The 17,207-nt window shown below is 48.4% G+C and carries 16 protein-coding genes, 3 pseudogenes and 1 other annotated feature; of the genes and pseudogenes, 15 read left to right on the top strand and 4 right to left on the bottom strand.

Going from position 1 to position 17,207, the window contains the following annotated elements; translation table 11 throughout:
• Positions 1-13: 13 nt before the first annotated feature.
• Positions 14-1,258 (bottom strand): pyridoxal-phosphate-dependent aminotransferase family protein, encoded by a 1,245-nt coding sequence (locus tag HP399_RS23295; protein WP_173619200.1) that lies wholly within the window; start codon positions 1,256-1,258, stop codon positions 14-16.
• 93 nt (positions 1,259-1,351) lie between these two features.
• Complete coding sequence (gene ytvI / locus HP399_RS23290; RefSeq protein ID WP_007716162.1) at positions 1,352-2,383, bottom strand: sporulation integral membrane protein YtvI; 1,032 nt, start codon at positions 2,381-2,383, stop codon at positions 1,352-1,354.
• A gap of 262 nt (positions 2,384-2,645) precedes the next feature.
• Between ytvI and HP399_RS23285 the strand changes: the two genes are divergently transcribed.
• From HP399_RS23285 to HP399_RS23250, 8 genes and pseudogenes are all read left to right on the top strand, one after another.
• The gene (locus tag HP399_RS23285; RefSeq protein ID WP_173619199.1) at positions 2,646-3,920 is read left to right on the top strand and encodes a cation:dicarboxylate symporter family transporter; all 1,275 of its coding nucleotides are present in this window, start codon (positions 2,646-2,648) and stop codon (positions 3,918-3,920) included.
• 457 nt (positions 3,921-4,377) lie between these two features.
• On the top strand, positions 4,378-5,286 hold the full coding sequence (locus HP399_RS23280) for an NUDIX hydrolase (RefSeq protein ID WP_173619198.1): 909 nt from the start codon (positions 4,378-4,380) through the stop codon (positions 5,284-5,286).
• Positions 5,287-5,310: 24 nt separating this feature from the next.
• On the top strand, positions 5,311-6,171 hold the full coding sequence (locus tag HP399_RS23275) for a TIGR02452 family protein (protein ID WP_173619197.1): 861 nt from the start codon (positions 5,311-5,313) through the stop codon (positions 6,169-6,171).
• A complete protein-coding gene (gene pnuC / locus HP399_RS23270; RefSeq protein ID WP_173619196.1) occupies positions 6,168-6,881 on the top strand; it encodes a nicotinamide riboside transporter PnuC in 714 nt (237 codons plus the stop codon). Before HP399_RS23275 ends, pnuC begins: the two co-directional genes overlap by 4 nt.
• A complete protein-coding gene (gene nadR, locus HP399_RS23265; RefSeq protein ID WP_173619195.1) occupies positions 6,869-7,927 on the top strand; it encodes a multifunctional transcriptional regulator/nicotinamide-nucleotide adenylyltransferase/ribosylnicotinamide kinase NadR in 1,059 nt (352 codons plus the stop codon). Before pnuC ends, nadR begins: the two co-directional genes overlap by 13 nt.
• Before the next feature lie 41 nt (positions 7,928-7,968).
• Entirely contained in the window at positions 7,969-8,556 is a 588-nt protein-coding gene (locus HP399_RS23260) for a DUF1802 family protein (protein ID WP_173619194.1), read from the top strand.
• A gap of 33 nt (positions 8,557-8,589) precedes the next feature.
• Positions 8,590-9,570, top strand: coding sequence for a quinone oxidoreductase family protein (locus tag HP399_RS23255; RefSeq protein ID WP_173619193.1), 981 nt, complete (start codon positions 8,590-8,592; stop codon positions 9,568-9,570).
• 65 nt (positions 9,571-9,635) lie between these two features.
• Positions 9,636-9,817 (top strand): annotated as a pseudogene (locus tag HP399_RS23250) (GNAT family N-acetyltransferase); the annotation flags it as partial.
• 137 nt (positions 9,818-9,954) lie between these two features.
• On the opposite strand, the pseudogene HP399_RS23245 reads toward HP399_RS23250, so the two are convergent.
• Positions 9,955-10,056: pseudogene (locus HP399_RS23245) on the bottom strand (IS3 family transposase); the annotation flags it as partial.
• A gap of 129 nt (positions 10,057-10,185) precedes the next feature.
• A complete protein-coding gene (locus tag HP399_RS23240; RefSeq protein ID WP_173619192.1) occupies positions 10,186-10,638 on the bottom strand; it encodes an Lrp/AsnC family transcriptional regulator in 453 nt (150 codons plus the stop codon).
• 173 nt (positions 10,639-10,811) lie between these two features.
• Between HP399_RS23240 and HP399_RS23235 the strand changes: the two genes are divergently transcribed.
• The 7 genes and pseudogenes from HP399_RS23235 to HP399_RS23205 all read left to right on the top strand — a co-directional run bounded on the left by HP399_RS23235 (position 10,812) and on the right by HP399_RS23205 (position 16,887).
• Positions 10,812-11,984, top strand: coding sequence for a serine hydrolase domain-containing protein (locus HP399_RS23235; protein WP_228088326.1), 1,173 nt, complete (start codon positions 10,812-10,814; stop codon positions 11,982-11,984).
• 210 nt (positions 11,985-12,194) lie between these two features.
• Positions 12,195-13,307 carry an MFS transporter gene (locus HP399_RS23230; RefSeq protein ID WP_173619191.1) on the top strand — a complete coding sequence of 371 codons (1,113 nt, stop codon included), beginning with the start codon at positions 12,195-12,197 and terminating at the stop codon, positions 13,305-13,307.
• Positions 13,308-13,652: 345 nt separating this feature from the next.
• A pseudogene (locus HP399_RS23225) lies at positions 13,653-13,818 on the top strand (IS3 family transposase); the annotation flags it as partial.
• Between the two features lie 348 nt (positions 13,819-14,166).
• Positions 14,167-14,604 carry an RrF2 family transcriptional regulator gene (locus HP399_RS23220; protein WP_048031845.1) on the top strand — a complete coding sequence of 146 codons (438 nt, stop codon included), beginning with the start codon at positions 14,167-14,169 and terminating at the stop codon, positions 14,602-14,604.
• A gap of 62 nt (positions 14,605-14,666) precedes the next feature.
• The gene (locus tag HP399_RS23215) at positions 14,667-15,056 is read left to right on the top strand and encodes an IDEAL domain-containing protein (protein WP_173619190.1); all 390 of its coding nucleotides are present in this window, start codon (positions 14,667-14,669) and stop codon (positions 15,054-15,056) included.
• 29 nt (positions 15,057-15,085) lie between these two features.
• Positions 15,086-15,649: a thioredoxin family protein gene (locus tag HP399_RS23210; protein WP_173619189.1), complete on the top strand. Its 564-nt coding sequence runs from the start codon at positions 15,086-15,088 to the stop codon at positions 15,647-15,649.
• Positions 15,650-15,681: 32 nt separating this feature from the next.
• Positions 15,682-16,887, top strand: a complete 1,206-nt coding sequence (locus HP399_RS23205) for an MFS transporter (protein ID WP_173619188.1) — start codon at positions 15,682-15,684, stop codon at positions 16,885-16,887.
• Positions 16,888-16,942: 55 nt separating this feature from the next.
• Positions 16,943-17,201, top strand: a binding site (T-box leader).
• Positions 17,202-17,207: the final 6 nt, after the last annotated feature.

Genomic DNA, 17,207 nt, shown 5'->3' with positions numbered 1-17,207 from the left:
GCTGAAGAGGGGTTTAGCTGTGTTGTGCTCTTTCCTGATCGTAGATATCCAGCGCGGCTTGAACGGCGCGCCCTGCATGCACACGTGCTCCATGCCGCATGAGAACCGCTTCCAACGCCCCTAGCACATGCAAAATATTTTTCTTCCGGCAGCTGTAGCCCATTGTGCCAATCCGCCAGATTGTCCCTTTTAGCGGCCCGAAGGAACTGGCAATTTCAATATGAAAATCTTCGAGCAGCATGGCGCGGACTGACTCTCCGTCCAGTCCCTCAGGAATTTTAATGCAGGTCACGACGGGAAGTTTGCAAGCCGGATCGCCGTAGAGCTGTAATCCCATCGCCAATACACCTGCGACCAAGGCTTGTTCATGCAAGCGATGTCTGGCGAATCTCGCCTCCAGACCTTCCGTGAGGGCAATGCGCACTCCCTCGCGCAAGGCGTACAGCATCGTTGTCGCCTCCGTATGGTGGTTCAGCCGTGCGGGTCCCCAGTAATCCATGAGCTGGCTCAAGTCAAAATAGTTGCTGCGGATCGTTCGGGTTTGAATAGATTTCGGAGCAGAGGGATCAGCGAGTCCACGCTCAATTTTTTTTCGTTGGAGCAAGAGTGCTTCTACACGAGAATTAAACGTGATAGGAGCCATCCCAGAGGGGACAGACAAGCATTTTTGTGTGCCGCCAATACATGCGTCGATACACCAATCGTCTACCTTCACTTCTGTCCCGCCGATCGAAGCGACAGCATCGACGACAAATAGGACATCCATCTGGCGGCAAGCTTCTCCGATTTCTTTCAAAGGCTGAACACATCCGGTGGATGTTTCGCCATGTACCATTGCTACGATTTTGGGCTGAACTCGCTCGATTTCGGCAATGACGTCCTGCGGTTCAAAGACACTTCCCCAGCGCGTTTCCATCGTAATCACATCTGCGCCGTACCTTTCCGCAATCTCCGTGAGGAGGTGCCCGAATCGTCCATAAATGGGTACAAGCACCCGATCTCCTGGTTCGATTATGCTACACAAAACGGCCTCAATGCCCGCCCGGGAAGTTCCGTCAATAGGGAATGCCCAATGATTGGATGTCTGAAACAATTTCCGAAGCATTTCCATTGTTTCGTTCATGATGTTCGTGAATTCTGGATCAAATTGCCCCAAAATGGGTGAACCCATCACGCGAAGAACACTAGGCTCGGCCTCGACGGGCCCTGGCGTCATGATTGTTCGTTGTGAGGTGGTCAGTTCTTTGTATGCACACATAAGCTCTCCCCCAGATCTTTCTATATCAACGGCCGCTTTTCCGATTCTATCACCGGAAAAAACGGCCGCAGCACTACCAATCTTTTGTGCCCATCAAAAATCTATTTTGAAATTCAAGAAACCAGCTTTCCGCAGCGCCTCGTAAATGATGACGAGCGCTGGACCGAGTATGAGCCCGAAAAATCCCATTACCTGAAATCCGAGGAACAAGCTGACAAGAGCGGCAAGGGCACTAATTCCCAGATTAGATGCGAGTACCTTGGGCTCAATAATGCGGCGGACGACCGTAATCACGAGGAAAATGACGATCAGGCCGATTGCCAAATAAGAGTTGCCCATCAAGAAGTTGTAAATAGCCCATGGGACGAGGAACGAACCTGCGCCCAAGATGGGGAGAATATCGACGAAAACGATCATGAGCGAAATGACGGCTGCATACTTGACCTGCAAAATGAGCAATCCCAAAAAGGACAGCGTGAACGTCATCAGGCTCAAGATGATTTGAGCACGTAAAAAACCAAGGGTGGCACGGTTCAATTGAGAGATAACCACCTCGACCTTTTCACGAGCAGATACGGTAAACATTCTCATGAAGCCCGCACGCAATTTCGGCAAATCGAGACTGATCAAAAACAAGGCAACCAAGTAAATAATTGTCGAGATCAAAAAGCCCGGAACGATGGCTGCCACACCGAGAATGCCTTTGGCAACCGTGGAGGCTGAAGTAAGCGCCCAGCTTTTAAGCCCAGCGAAGACACTCTGGATTTCCGAGACGGTTTCGGCAGGTAACGATTCATAGTAAGTTTCCCAGCTCATCAAATAGGACTCGACCAACTCAAAAATATGCTGCGAAAAAGCGGGTAATCGCTGAGCCAAATCAATTCCCTGAATCACGATCTGCGTACCGATCCAGTACAGTACGATCCCAAAAGAAATGAGGAATAGGAAAAAGGAGGCGATTACCGCACTCATCCGATTCATTCGTAGCCTTTTGATAAGAAACAGGACGAGCGGCTCAACCAGAATTGCTGTTAACAGTGCTAGCAAAAAGGGGACGGAGTAAGGTAAAAGAAACAACCCGACTGCAAGAACTAGTAGCAGGATGATCATTTTCCGAATCGTCATGACTGCGCTCCATTCTGAATGAAAAATCGCTGAAAACTGATTCCCTTATTTTATCATTTTTCCAGAAACGAATACAACGAGCCCCATAATATCGCGATTTGTTAGAAAATATCAGAAAAAATAAAGAAATGAAAAGAATACAAAAAAGGGGAAAACACAAAAAGTCATGATATGATGCTCACCTATATACCACTTAAGCTTGATGCGTATAAGCATATCGGCTTGAGAGTCACATCTTAATCTTTCATAGCGAGGTGTCAGAATGAAGCGGTTTGGATTAGCGATGCAGATTGTCATCGGTCTCATTCTGGGTATCCTGGTGGGTGCTATTTTTTACGGCAACCCGGCAGTGGCGACCTATTTACAGCCTATCGGTGATATTTTTCTCCGATTGATTAAAATGATTGTCGTTCCGATCGTTGTTGCCACGCTTATTGTGGGCGTAGCAGGCGTAGGTGACATGAAGAAGCTGGGCAAAATCGGTGGTAAGACAATTCTGTATTTTGAAATCGTTACCACGATAGCCATTATCATTGGTCTTTTGGCGGCGAACATCTTTCAACCGGGTCTCGGTGTGGATCGAACAGTTCTTACTAAGACCGATATCCACAAGTATGTAGACACGGCAGAAACGACACAAAGCCACGGCATGGTGGAAACATTCGTCAATATTGTGCCAACCAATGTGTTTGATGCACTGGCTCGTGGCGACATGTTAGCCATTATTTTCTTCTCCGTTCTGTTTGGACTTGGTGTAGCAGCAGCAGGAGAAAAAGGAAGGCCCGTTCTCAACTTCTTCAATGGGGTTGCAGACGCGATGTTCTGGGTTGTAAACACAATCATGCGTTTTGCTCCGTTTGGTGTTTTTGCGCTGATTGGTGTTACCGTTTCCAAGTTTGGTTTGTCATCGCTCATTCCATTGGGCAAACTGGTTATTTTGGTTCACTTTGCCATGTTGTTCTTCATCTTGGTGGTATTGGGCATCATCGCACGTATCAGCGGAGTCAAAATCACTTCCATTCTGCGTGTACTGAAGGACGAGCTGTTGTTGGCTTACTCCACTTCCAGCTCCGAGACTGTACTGCCTAAAATTATGGAAAAAATGGAGAAGATGGGCTGTCCGAAGGCGATCACGTCCTTTGTTATTCCGACGGGCTACTCCTTCAACCTGGATGGTTCCACGCTGTACCAGGCACTGGCTGCTCTGTTCATTGCGCAAATGTATGGTATTCACATGCCAATCAGCACACAGATCACGCTGATGCTCGTACTGATGGTTACGTCCAAAGGGATCGCTGGTGTACCGGGAGTATCGTTCGTAGTATTGTTGGCTACGCTCGGCTCTGTAGGTCTCCCAGTAGAAGGTCTTGCTTTCATCGCCGGTGTAGACCGTTTGATGGATATGGCTCGTACAGTTGTGAACGTAGTAGGTAATGCGTTGGCAGCAATCGTGATCTCTCGTTGGGAAGGTCAGTTCGACAAAAAGAAAGCAGACGATTATGTTCAGGCAGTAAAAGCCGATCCAAGTGCTGCTTAATAGAAGCTATAAATAGTGTGAAGAAGCCTCCTGTCAGTGTAAGAACTGGCAGGGGGCTTTTTTGCTTTGGTTTGAAAAAGTGGCGGTAGTTGTGGGAAGAAGCGCATTTCCAGTCTACGCTTCGGCCTCCGCCCCGCAAGGGGTGACAACTGTCCGCTCCGGAATAAATGGCGGGAGCGCTTCAAACCCGAAAACGCTAAAGCGTTTTTGTATGTGATAAAAGCTGAAATTCCCCGCCATTTATTCCGGAGCTGGGAGGGGCTCCAGAGGCGCTTTGATTGGAACTGCGCTTCTTCTACGCGGCTGTTTTCTACAAATAAAGCCCTTTGCTTTAAAGTGGGGAATTTTTATTGACACCAAAAACAGGAAAGAGTAATATGATACCAACAACTTGATAATAACATTTTGTTAATAACAAAAAGACAACAACAATTCAGCAGCTAAAAGAGGCGATTGAATGAAAGAAAAATCACATGTAAATAAACAAGGTCAAACCGAACTGGAGTACTTGGAGGCTTATGATGTCAGCCAATTCGAGCGGCCGTCTGTGACAGTCGATATGCTGGTATTCACTGTGATGGATGAGCTGGAGGAGAATTACCGCAAGCTCTCGCCCAAGTCGTTGAAAATATTGCTCGTGAAGCGTGGTGAGCATCCGTATATCGGCCAATGGGCGTTGCCAGGCGGGTTTGTTACACCTGGGGAGAGTCTCGAGGAGGCAGCCAGACGCGAGCTGCGTACGGAAACAAACGTAGACGACATTTATTTGGAGCAGCTCTACACCTGGGGCGATGCGGGCAGAGATCCGCGGACATGGGTCATCAGCACGTCGTACATGGCCTTGGTAGACAGCTCGTCTTTACAGCTGCAGGCAGGGGATGATGCAGATGAAGCCGAGTGGTACCGCATCGAGGACAAATGGCTGAAAGAAACAAAGACGGCGACTATTGACGGCTCCATTACTGAAAAATGGTTGGAGCTGCGACTTGTGCATGAGAGAGAAGAATTGTCTGCCACCATTAAGATCACCAAAACAGTAACGGGTCGTACCGTACGTGAGACCCGCGAAATTGTAGAGACGAATAACCTTGCATTTGATCACGCCAAAATCATTCAATACGCTCTGGAACGATTGCGTAACAAGATTGAATACACGGACATCGCCTTTGCTTTAATGCCGGAGCTGTTCACGCTAAGCGATCTGCAACAGGTGTACGAAGTGATTTTGGGACGTGAGCTGTTGGCTGCGGCGTTTCGCAGGAAGGTAACCGACAAAGTGCTGGAAACGAATCAATATCGAAAACATGCCGGGCACCGACCATCCAAGTATTTTCGTTTTAATCCGGAATGGATGGATCAGACGTAGCCCTGTACCAGGGAGGAAATCACAATGAATCAGGGACACAATCGAAGCGTTCGCGTACGAATCGCGCAAGAGACACTGCAAATCATAGAGCAGGGTTACTACGTGAATAAAGCAGGAGAAAAGAAGAGCATTACGGAGAATCTAGCTTCTGCCGTCAGCCAGTCGGTTCTGTATCGGCCAAATGATTTGGCAGCAGACACAGTGCCACTACCATCGCATCAAACAACGGCTGCAAAGCTTCGTGCCAAGGTCGAGGTTACCTCGGAATCCAGCCTGGATGCAGCCAAGCGCCTCATCGTTCACGAGAAGCGAGCAGATGCTGTATGCTTGAATTTTGCTTCCGCCAAAAATCCGGGTGGAGGATTCCTCGGGGGAAGCCAGGCGCAGGAAGAGAGCTTGGCGCGTTCCTCCGGGCTGTATCTTTGCATCGTGCAAATGGAGGAAATGTACACATATCACCGCCAGTTGAAAACCTGCTTTTATTCTGACTACATGATTTATTCACCGCGGGTCCCCGTGCTCCGCGATCAAAGCGATCAGCTTTTGAATGACCCCTACCTCTTATCTTTTATTACGGCGCCTGCCGTGAATGCTGGGGTTGTTCGTGAGCGAGAGCCTGAAAATATCGTGAAGATTGGCCCTGTCATGAAGGAGCGCATTCGGAAAATTTTGCGGACAGCAGCCATTCATAACCACCGGACGATCATTTTGGGAGCATACGGCTGCGGAGTATTCCGCAACAAAGCGGAGGACGTAGCAGATTACTTTGCGACTGTTTTGATCGAGGAACAGTATGCACAGCTTTTTGACCATATCATTTTTGCTGTCTACGACAATTCTGCGCGCCAGGAAAACCTGCGAGCGTTCAAGGAGAGATTCGCATGAATGCGAAAAGCACCGGCTTTTTAGCAGACTGGAATTGGTTTGAAAAAGTATGGCTCATCTCGTTTACTCTCGTTACCCTCTATTTGTATTTCGCACTGGATGATACATTAATCGGCTTGATCGCGTCTTTAACAGGGATGCTGAGTGTCGTGCTCGTCGCCAAAGGAAAGACGTGGAGCTACTACCCGGGTATCATCAATGTGATTTTGTACGCGTTCGTCGCCTATGGGCAAAAGTACTATGGCGAGGTAATGCTGAATCTTCTCTATTTTTTGCCGATGCAATTCATTGGACTCTACCTGTGGCGTAAAAACCGCGTGTCCGAAGTCAAGCAAAATGACGTTAAGATTACCATTTTGTCCAGCCAAGCACGCATCTGGTGGACGGTCTTGAGCATCATTGCAACGATTGCTTACGGGTTTGTATTGAAGCAAATGGGCGGGGCCTTGCCTTTTGTCGATTCCTTGACGGCTGTTCTCTCCGTCATCGCCATGCTCTTCATGGTGAAGCGTTTGGTCGAGCAGTGGGTGGTCTGGATCATCATTGATTTGTTCACGATTTACATGTGGCTGGTAGCGTTTTTGAAGGACGGAAGCGATATCTCGATGCTGGTCATGTGGTCTGCTTATTTGGTGAATGCCATCTACGGATTGATGAACTGGGTTCGGCAGTACCGCAAGCAAAGGGAGGAGCAGACATGGGGGGCGTAGGCTTCATTGGCGGCAAATTTTTGCCACTGCATCAAGGACATGTATACGCAATTACACAGGCGGCCTGCCGCTGCGACGAGCTGTACGTCGTTCTCTCGCACAGCCCTACTCGCGACCGAAAGCTGTGTGAGAAGGCAGGAATCAAGCCAATTCGCTATGAAGTGAGATTGAGATGGCTGTCTACGCTGGTGAAGGACATGGAAAATGTTCGCGTGCTTGCAGTCGAAGATCTTGCGGATAGCGACGAGAGCTACGATTGGGAGGCAGGAGCAGCGGACATCAAACGCATGATTGGGAAAAAAATTGATCTAGTTTTCAGCTCCGAGCCCTCCTACGATCTGATTTTTCGCCGTTTATACCCGGAGGCAGCGCACATCATTCTCGATGAATCACGCAGCCAAGTACCGATTTCCGCTACTCAAATTCGCAATGAAGGGGTCTACACCCATTGGCAGCACATCCCGACTGTTGTTCAGCCCTATTTCGTCAAAAAGGTAGTGGTGGTAGGAACAGAGAGCTGCGGGAAATCGACCTTGACCCGTTATCTTGCGAAAATCTACAACACCGTGTTTGTCGAGGAGTATGGACGAACAATCTGCGAAGAGGTTGGGGGCTGCGATACGATTTTGACACCGGAGTATTTCCCGCATATTGCGTATGGTCACAAAATGAAAGAGTACGAAGCGCTCCAGAAAGCCAACAAGCTCTTGTTCATCGATACCGAAGCGATTGTCACCCAGTTTTACTCCGAACTGTACACCGGGCAAACCTTCCCTGTTCTCGACCAGGTTGCCGACGAGCAAGCATATGATTTATGGCTGTTCATGGAGCCAGATGTCGCGTGGGTGGATGATGGACTGCGCGTGCACGGAGAAGAGCAAGTACGCCTGCACAATCATGAAAAACTGCGCCAGATGCTGGATGAGCGGGGAATTACGTACGTGACACTGCGAGGAAATTATGCCGAGAGACTGCAAGGAGCTATGCAGCATGTCGATCAACTGTTGAAGACGACTTCTCAACGAGCTGGAATTGGGCTAGACTAAAGTCATCAAACGATTCTGACAGTAGAAGGGAGCCGTGCTGCATGCAGTCGATCGTACAGCCGCTATCCCCCCTTAGCTTGAAGGAATGGGCAGTCGCCGTCAAAGCACTTGGAGAAGGTGAGCAGATCATCACGATCCGCAAGGGTGGATTATACGAAGAAACACGAGAATTCCGCTTGGAAAATAATCAATTTTATTTGTATCCGACCTATGAGCACCAGAAGCGCGACATGGTAAAGGCAGACTACCAACATCTGTTAGACGCGACCCTCGAAGGCTGGACAATGGACAAGAAGACCGTGATGATCGAATATTTTGCCGAAGTAACCGACGATGTTGAGTTGATGGACGAAGCCAAGCTGCGTGCACTTTCGCCCTTCCACATCTGGACGGATAATTTCGCAGATGTACGTTTGCATTGGAAGAAAAAACAGCCGCTTCACATTTTGTTCGTGCGGATGTATCGAATTGAGCAGCCTGTAGAAATCCCGATTGACGCTGCTTATCAAGGCTGCAAATCTTGGCATGAACTATTGGTGGACATTCCGCGAGCAGCGTTTACCCCTGTGCTTTCCGACGAGGAGTTCGCAGCGAAAAAAGCCGCAATCATGACCATTCTGCAAAACTAACATTCCATTTCAATCTTGTCTGGAGGGTTCCTCATGAAAGCGATTTTGGTAACGGAATTAGGCGGGCCGGAAACGATGAAATATGCGGAAGTCGAGATGCCGACCATGTCACCTACACAGGTCCTGATCCGCGTCGAGATGACCAGTGTCAATTTTGCCGATATCAAATCCAGATATGGAAAAAAGGGAGCATCCAAGCTGCCGTTTATCCCGGGACTCGACGCGACTGGCGTGATCGAACAGGTGGGGGCAGAGGTACAAAGCCTGAAGGTGGGGCAAAGAGTCATCGCATTTCCGGCTAACGGTTCATACGCCGAGTATATCGTGGCGGATGAGAGCTTGACCTTTGCACTGCCAGATCAAATCAGCACGGAAACAGCAGCCGCTTGCCCAGTCGTGTCATTTACTTCGTACCAGCTACTGGCGAAGGTTGCTCGCATTGCCAAAGGGGAAACCGTACTGATTCACGCTGCAGCAGGCGGAATCGGGACAACGGCGATTCAATTAGCCAAGCTGCTCGGAGCAGGACGAGTCATCGGCACTGTCGGTAATGAAGCAAAGGCGGAAATTGCCTTGTCAGCCGGTGCCGACCACGTGATTTGCAATGATCGCGAAGATTTTGTGGAAAAGGTACGAGCGTTGACGGATGGTGCGGGAGCCGATGTCATTTTGGACTCGATTTCCGGAACGGTGAGCGAGCGTAGTCTCGAGTGCCTCGCTTGGTACGGCCGACTCGTCCATTTCGGCAATGCCAGCGGCGAAATCGGTCAGATCAAGACGATCGATCTGCATGCAAGCTGCCGTTCTGTATTAGGTTTCAGCTTTGGTACGACACGCAAGCTGCGTCCACACTTGTTGCAGGATACAGCCAAGCAAGTCTTGGAGTATTTGGCGAATGGCCAGCTCGACATCAAGATCGGCAAGCATTTTGCATTGGAAGACGCAGCGAGCGCCCATGCGTTGGTCGAGAGCAGGGCGAGCACGGGAAAAGTACTGCTGGATGTGCGGTCATAATGATGTGGAGCCCTTGCTGACTCAAAAGCGAGGGCTTTTTTTATCATTTTGGAGAGGTGAATGCTATGCAGATGAATTCAACAAGCGAACTGGACAAAAACGTCATCACTGAATTTTTCATCAAACGCTGGGGAAGTCCACAAATGGTCATCTCCAGTGGGAATGTGAAATCATTTCCTTGGACAGCGTAAGCGAAAACAAAGGAATCGGGACCGCACTTCTCAATCAAGTAGAGCAGACCGCCCGAACGTAGTGAGGAAAAAGGCGTCTGGTGTTCAAAGAAAATAAAGTATTAGACTATGCAATCCACCCATACAAACAAGCCAGTCAAAACACGAAAATAAAGTGTTGAAGTGACTCCATAAAGTTGGACACGTATTATATTTAAGCAATCTGAAGGGTTTGAGTTCGGTATTGTACTGGACTCAAGCCTTTTAATTTTGTCTTGATTCGCTTGCTGTTATAGTAGTCGATATATTTCGCTAACGGCCCCCTAACATTCCTAAACCTAAAGGTTTACCTTCAATATTTCCCGATGCCAAAAAGCCCTCTCAACTGAGAGGGCTTCAGATTCAGTATCGGATTCCTTTTTTCATGCTGTTTTTTCGTTTCCAGCTATCGCAGTAAGTTTGCGTCATCAAAAGAAGGTATTAGAAATTTATAGTCGATAGGCGATGACATCACGATCAGCGTCGTGTAGGTTCCGTATTTATCAGATTGATTTCCGAATTCCTCGAGGGCTTGGGTGGATTCGGTCATGACTTTCAAGAGGTAATTGTGTTCCCCACTGATACGATAACATTCCACAACATCGGGAGTGGAGCGGCAAAAATCAAGGAAAGCGTGACAATCTCTCGTATGAAACAGGATAAAGGCTACCGTATGCTTTCCCACTTTTTCAGGGCAAATGATGGTGCGATACTCGCTTATGACCCCTTTTTCCTCCAAACGTTTCACCCTCTCCGTCACCGCGGGCTGTGATAATCCTACAAATTTTCCGAGGTCAGTCATGGAAATCCTCGCTTGGTTTTGCAGGTGGTAAAGGATTTGCTTATCAACGTGATCCATCAATATCGTCTCCTTTTGATTTATAAGTATTTGCTATCAAACTTCTTGAATTTATTCGTGAAGAAGCACATCTAACTTGATTACGTTATGTAATTACCTTAACTAATTTTATAAAATTAACTTACAATAGTAAAGCGGTGAAGGCTTTAACTATTTCGAAAGGATGAAAAGAGTTGAGTACACTTTATGCAAGAAAAAATGATCTGGAACATTTGGCAGATCGTATTGATGAGGTCATCGAGCGAACGCTGTACGAGAAGCGATTGGTTGGTGCGGTCATTAAAGTAGCGATAGATGGGGAACTGGTTTATAGCCGTGCAGCCGGTTTTGCTGACCGAGAGGAAAATCGGCCCATGAGAGAAGAGACGTTATTCCGGCTGGCATCGGTAACGAAACCCATCGTTTCAACGGCTGCTCTCGTGCTCGTTGCGCAAGGGAGGTTACAACTTGACGACCGCGTTGATCGTTGGCTGCCGGAGTTTCGGCCGCGTTTGCAAAACGGTGAGTACGCAACAATAACAGTTCGACACCTAATGACGCACACCGCGGGTCTGACATACCGCTTCTTTCAAGAGGAAAATGGTTCCTATCAACGAGCCGGGGTATCGGATGGCATGGATCAGTCGGTTATCACGCTGGAAGAAAACTTGCGCCGGATAGCCTCTGTTCCCCTTCTCTCTACGCCGGGAACCGAGTGGAGATATTCCATTGCGACCGATGTGTTAGGGGCAGTCATTGCAAAAGTTACAGAAACACCGCTTGATGAGGCTATTCATTCGCTGGTAACAGGACCGCTTACGATGCATGATACGGGTTTTACTGCAATAGACCCCGAAAGACTTGCAACGGCTTATGCCAATGATCTGCCAGAGCTTCGACCTTTGCTTGATCCCGACCACCTTCCGTTTATAGAGGGCACGGCGGGCTTCCGGCTTTCCCCTGGTCGGGCACTTGATAGCGCAGCTTTTCCTTCTGGCGGAGCAGGCATGGTTGGCAGTGCCGGGGATTTTCTACAATTGCTGGAAGCATTGCGCAAGGGAGGATCTCCGCTTTTGTCAGAGTCTTTGGTTCGCGAATTGACCACCAATCAGATTGGTGATCTGCCAATGGCCTATTGGCCAGGTCGCGGGTTTGGTCTTGGTTTTACGCTACTCAAGGATCCTGTCGCCGCAAACACCCCTGAATCTCCGGGCACATGGCGTATGGGGGGCACATATGGTCACTCATGGTTTGTCGATCCCTTGCAGCGGCTCAGCGTCGTGGCGTTCACCAATACCGCTCTGGAAGGCATGTCCGGCCAGTTTACGGTTGACCTTTGTGAAGCTGTATATAACAGGAATAAGTAATCGAAAACGAACACAAGAGCCTTGGTCTAGAAGGAACAAGCCAAGGCTCTTGTACAGAATTTGAATAAACCGGACTGTACAGCAATCGTTTCATGTCAAACCGTAAAGAGAGGTGCTTACGTCATATACCATCATACTACCCCGACAAAGAGTGTCTCCGGTGCTCTCCAATCCGACAGTCTTCCCTGGTCCGGCTTACTGGCCCTTGCTATGGCGGGATTCGTCTGTATTCTCACCGAAACGATTCCGGCTGGCTTGCTGCTTCAGATAAGCGAGGGGCTTGGAGTATCGGAGGTCCTGGCGGGTCAGCTTGTCACCTTGTACGCCCTTGGCTCACTATCGGCTGCGATTCCATTGACAGCAGCGACGCGCGGATGGCGACGGCGACCGCTTTTACTGATGTGCATCCTTGGATTTTTCATTTTCAACTCGATCACCACTCTGTCTTCCAGCTATACGCTGACGCTGGTTGCTCGATTTTTCGCGGGTGTTTCCGCTGGCGTATTGTGGGGGATGATTGCAGGCTATGCTCGTCGGATGGTGCAAGAATCGCTGAAAGGGCGGGCAATGGCGGTGGCTATGGTAGGGACCCCTCTCGCTCTGGCGCTTGGTGTCCCTGCTGGAACATTTCTCGGTGCTCTTATTGGCTGGCGCTTGGTGTTCGGTATCATGTCACTACTGGCTCTGATGCTGGTTATATGGGTACTTTGGAAGCTGCCAGACTATCCTGGAGAGAATGTGGATAAACGGCTCCCCCTCCACCAGATCTTTGTTATCCCCGGGGTGAGGCCGGTACTGTTTGTCGTAATTACCTGGGTTCTAGCCCATAACATTCTCTATACTTATATTGCACCATATCTTGCTCAGGTTGGATTATCAGAGCGTATTGATTGGGTATTACTCATTTTTGGAATGACTTCGCTGGTTGGGATCTGGGGTATTGGTGTGTTGATTGATCGAAAATTACGACCTCTGGTTCTGATCAGCCTCATCGTATTCGCCACGGCGTCTGTTGTTCTTGGTATAGGCAGCGGCCATCCCATCGTGATTTATCTAATGGTAGCTCTGTGGGGATTGACGTTTGGAGGGGCAGCGACTTTGCTACAGACTGCACTAGCTGATGCTGCGGGCGAGAATGCAAATGTGGCCCAGTCCATGCTCGTGACGGCGTGGAACATGGCCATCGGTGGAGGCGGGATGTTGGGCGGAGTCCTTATCGAAATAATGGATCCCAGCTCCTTACCTTGGGCTTTGTTTATTTTGCTCATCCTTGCGCTTCTAGTAGCTTGGCGTGCAAGCAAGCACGGATTTCCTTCAAAATGAAGACCTAGCTCTAGACAGGACAGGATACCTTCTATCCTATTTGCGTTTACAACTAATAAAAACGGCGATAATCCAGGTGTTCGTAGAAAATAAAGTAGACTATTCAATACTTCCGTACAAAAAGTCAGTCCAGCCACTGAACTGCACCCCATTTGTTAGACACACCTAACAATTGGAGGTGCAGTTTTTTTATGGCTAAATTTTCTGCGGACGATAAGTTATCAGCAGTTCTACGCTATGTAGTCGGCAAAGAAACTCATGCTTCCATCGCTGCTTCTATTGGTGCAACGAAAAGTGAATCATTCAGAAAAGCCTATACAGGGTAGCGGAATCTTGGGCAAGAGCGAGTTAGCCTTAAAAAGTATGGTTCGCATGAAAAAATATCGTTCTTATAAGGGGAAAGTTGGCAATATAACCCCGAATGGTTTTGGACCGTAACTTTCGAGCTGAAAAACCAAATCAGAAGAGGGTAACGGATATTACGGAGTTTAAGCTATTTGATCACTCGCTCTCGGCATAATCTGTATTCAAGATATCATCTTTCAGTAGCAGTTTGAGCTGTCTTCTTTACGTTTCAACAAATATACTTGCCATCATTTGAGATACGGTTCTCCGCGCTTTATCTTAAGCTAATCTACCGGTTAGCGTAGTGACGCATCGTCAGTCTAATACTATATTTTCTGAGTCTACAAACATTATTTTCTTCGAACATCTGGAAAACATGTGCCTTCGCTTCCCCCCGACCACCGCAGATTGAAATCCTCCGGCTTTTTAAAAAGTTTGCCCCCACACAATTGTTGACATTCGTAACTGTACGAATTATTATTACAGTACTCTTCGCAAGGAGGCCGTCTGTGACGTGAATAGTGAATTTACCATAGCTGTTCACAGCTTGGCTTTGTTGGCTCATATCCCAGAGCATATGGCAAGCAGTGAGCTTATCGCAAAAAATGTATGTACGAATCCTGCCAGAATTCGCAAAATCATGAGCATTCTGCGTAAGAACGGGTTTGTGAAGACCAAAGAGGGAATTGGCGGCGGTTATATACTTGCGTGCGACCCGAATGAGGTCACCTTGGCCGAGATATATCGTTCGATCTCGAATGGTACACTGAAGCCGCACTGGTGTTCGGGAGATCCGCAAGAAGCGTGTCAGGTTTCTGCGAATATGCACGGAGTCATGGATCAGATTTTTACCGAAGCAGAGATGTACTTTACAAAGTATTTGGAACAAATCACGATCCAGACTGTATTAGATAAAGTCCGTCAAGGATGTCAGGAGAATTCGCAACAGTAACCATACAAATTTTTAACATGGAAACTGTAATAATTTCCGTTACAATTAGGAGGTGCACGGGAATGAATCGAGATGAGTTATTGGAAGTCGGAGAATGGATATTAGGCAAAACCAAATTCGGCGAGTTAGTTCAAGGCTTCGTCGAAACAGATGATTCATTGCGAGGTACCGCGAAAGTTTATGTGGTTCAATGCGACAACGAAGAGACGATCGGCAAGCAGGTGGTGATTCCAAGACAGTGGATGGAACGCATTCCGGTAGGTTCTTTTGATGATGAAGAGCACATGCATGATCTGATCGACCTCGCCCTCGCAACCAAAGATAGAGAGTGGTTTATGGACCTGGCTGCCAAGGCAAGCACCATGAAACAGACGTCAGGGAAAGAAGCCCGCAAAACAAGAAGCTCTTCCATTCGCAATCGCTTGGGAACTTCTGCTATTTGGGAGCAATAATTTTTCACTATACAGGAGGAGTACGGAGTATGTCTAACGTGAATCATAACAGTTGGTTTGAAAAAGGAATGAGCTTTGCTGCGTACAAAGAAAGCATGGACGTCAACAAAGAAGAGCTGTCCCGCGTATACGATCAGCTCACATTTACTGACGAAGATCTGGCTGTCTGGAAGGATCTCTCCCAGCGCAATTGGAAAGGGGTCGTGCTGACCGCAGACTGGTGTGGGGATGCTTCCTTGTGCGTTCCTGTCATTCAGCGAATTGCCGAGGAAAGCAACATCGAATTGCGCTTTCTCATCCGTGACGAAAATCTGGAGCTGATGGATCAATACCTGACCAATGGCACAGCACGTGCCATCCCGATCTTTATTTTCCTCGACCAGGATGGCTACGAGGCAAGAGTTTGGGGACCGCGTTCTCCAGAAGTGCAGGAAATGATTACGACTGCCCGTGCAGGATTGCCGGCTGCAGACGCTCCTGATTTTGAGGAAAAGCAAAAGGAGCTGTACCGCAACTTCAAGCAACAGATTTCAACAGACCCTGCCATGTGGCGCACGGTGATTGAAAGTGTGAAAGCGAAGCTGCAAGGCTAAAGAGAAAAATCTATAAGGATAGGACTGGATAAATGAATATGAATGCACAAGAGAATAGTCAGCGACCGATTCTCTTCCTGATGATCAACATGTTTATCGCCATGCTGGGAATTGGCTTGATTATTCCGATTTTGCCCGAGTTTCTCAAAGAGTTCGGCGCGGGTGGGGAGACGGCTGGATACTTGGTGGCGGCCTTTGGTGTGACCCAATTTCTGTTTTCTCCGATTGCGGGGGAATGGTCGGATAAGTACGGGCGAAAAATCATGATTGTAATGGGACTCGTCCTGTTTACGATCTCCAATCTGGTATTTGCCTTGGCTGAACAAACTTGGGTGCTCTATCTTTCTCGTCTGATCGGCGGGATCGGGGCAGCAGCGATGATTCCGTCGATGCTGGCGTATGTAGCTGACATTACGACAGAGGATAAACGTGGAAAAGGATTGGGGATGCTTGGAGCTGCCATGTCGCTCGGATTTGTTATCGGGCCTGGTATTGGCGGATTTTTGGCAGAGCTTGGCTTGCGTATGCCGTTCTATATTTCCGCGGCAGTTGGTGCGGTAGCCACACTTGGTTCCATCTTTTTCTTGTCAGAATCACTTCCTAAGGAAAAGCAGCTCGCGGCACGAAACGCCAAAGAGAAGCAGGAAAACATCTTCGCACAACTCGGCAAGTCATTTCAATCGTCGTACTTCATCATGCTGGTGCTGGTCTTTACGATGACGTTTGGCTTGGCGAACTTCGAAGTTATCTTCCCGCTGTTCGTCGATGCGAAGTTCGCTTATACTCCGCGCGATATTTCCATTATTATCACAGTGGGAGCACTTGCCGGTACGATTGTGCAGGCAGCGCTGATCGGCAAGCTCATTACTCGTTTTGGCGAGAAGAAGCTCATTAATGTGACGTTCTTCTTGTCTGCTGTATCGATGGTGATGATGCTATTGTCCGGTAACTTCTGGTATATGCTGATTATGACGGTTATCTTCTTTACCCTGACGTCGATTATGCGTCCAGCGATCAACACGCTGATCTCCAAGCGAGCAGGGGATGAACAAGGCTTCGTAGCAGGGATGAACAATGCCTACATGAGTCTGGGGAATATTTTTGGCCCAGCAGTGGCAGGTACGCTGTACGGGGTTCATTTGAACGCACCGTATTTGTTCGGCGCGATTATCCTGGTTCTCAGCTTGTTCTTGTCGCAGGTGGAAAGCCGTCGCAGCGTGAAGCGCGTCGTGGCCTAACCCTTGACAGTTTTTAGAAACCAGTGTAAAAAGTAAAGTAACAACAATAACACCAACAAATTCATTGACGAGAAAGAGTAAGCTAATCCCCTTGTTCCCCAGAGAGTTGGCCCTTGTGCTGAAAGCCAACGTTCAAGACTTAGCCAAAAATCCTCTCCGAGAAGGAAAGCTGAAGCATCTGGAGTAAGCTGACCCGGAATCCCACCGTTACAAGGGACGCGTATGATGGTACGTAGTAGAGGTGCCGAAATGACATGCTTGCATGAAGATTTCGGAACAAGGGTGGTATCGCGAGATCAAATCTCGTCCCTTAGGGGGCG

Origin of the sequence: Brevibacillus sp. DP1.3A, assembly GCF_013284245.2 — a bacterium.
Classification (GTDB): Bacteria; Bacillota; Bacilli; order Brevibacillales; family Brevibacillaceae; genus Brevibacillus.
This window is presented reverse-complemented; position numbering and strand designations above follow the sequence as displayed.